Annotated in this window: 1 pseudogene; it reads right to left on the bottom strand. The window is 50.8% G+C overall.

What is annotated here, in order from left to right:
- Positions 1-264 (bottom strand): annotated as a pseudogene (locus tag CHH60_RS29480) (NADP-dependent phosphogluconate dehydrogenase); the annotation flags it as partial.

Genomic DNA, 264 nt, shown 5'->3' with positions numbered 1-264 from the left:
AAGCCGCACGCATTTGGGCAAAGCCTTGTGCATAAGATACGATTTTACTTGCGAACAATGCTTTGCGTACACTCTCGATGAATGCTTTTTTATCACCGGAGAACGCTTCGGCTTTCGGTCCGTTCAGGATTTTGCTCGCAGCTACACGCTCGTCCTTCATGGCGGACAGGAAACGGGAGAATACGGACTCCGTAATCATGGACAACGGTACGCCTAGATCCAGCGCGCTTTGGCTTGTCCATTTGCCTGTTCCTTTTTGTCCGG

It is taken from the genome of Paenibacillus sp. 7523-1, from assembly GCF_002276415.1.
GTDB lineage: Bacteria > Bacillota > Bacilli > Paenibacillales > Paenibacillaceae > Paenibacillus > Paenibacillus illinoisensis_A.
This window is presented reverse-complemented; position numbering and strand designations above follow the sequence as displayed.